Consider the following 541-nt stretch of genomic DNA (forward strand, 5'->3'; position numbering starts at 1 on the left):
TCACTATTGGTCACCCGTGCCCAGATTACCCGGGTTTCACTCTCATAACTCTCCGGGGTCCCAATCGGGTCTTCATTGACCTCTGCCTGCTCTAAACTCTCGTGATAACTCACCAGGTAAATATCCGGGTCCTGACCATTCAATATCTCTGCTTCCAGCTCACCCGGTAAATCAAACGTGCCCACTCCACTACCCTGCTCGTCTTCACAGACTTCATAAGGTGCTGAAGGTGGGGTCGCACTCGCACCTTCCCGTACTTCCAATTCAAAACTGCCCGTTACATAACAACCCGTCTCGGTGTTCTCTACGCGTACATAGAGCGTCTGAGGGTTGCTCGTGTTGGTGTAATTGGGAAGGGTCACTACAGGTATCGCATTCTGAGGGATTTCCTCATCGCCTGCTACCTCGTGGTAGCTCACCAGGTAGTCGCCGGGCTCCTGAGTCAATAGTATCTCTTCTGTCTTGGTCGTTAAATCAAACTGGGCCTCTCCATCGTTGTTCAGCTCACAAATGATGTAATCTGTAACCGTAAAATCCGGAA

1 protein-coding gene is annotated in these 541 nt (G+C 50.6%); it reads right to left on the reverse strand.

Translation table 11 applies throughout. The features are described 5' to 3' along the window. Nucleotides 1-515: FIDD domain-containing protein (locus IEV69_RS13830; RefSeq protein ID WP_505800986.1), on the reverse strand; the 515-nt coding region annotated here is incomplete at its 3' end. Nucleotides 516-541: the final 26 nt, after the last annotated feature.

Origin of the sequence: Planktosalinus lacus, assembly GCF_014640155.1 — a bacterium.
Taxonomy (GTDB): Bacteria; Bacteroidota; Bacteroidia; order Flavobacteriales; family Flavobacteriaceae; genus Planktosalinus; species Planktosalinus lacus.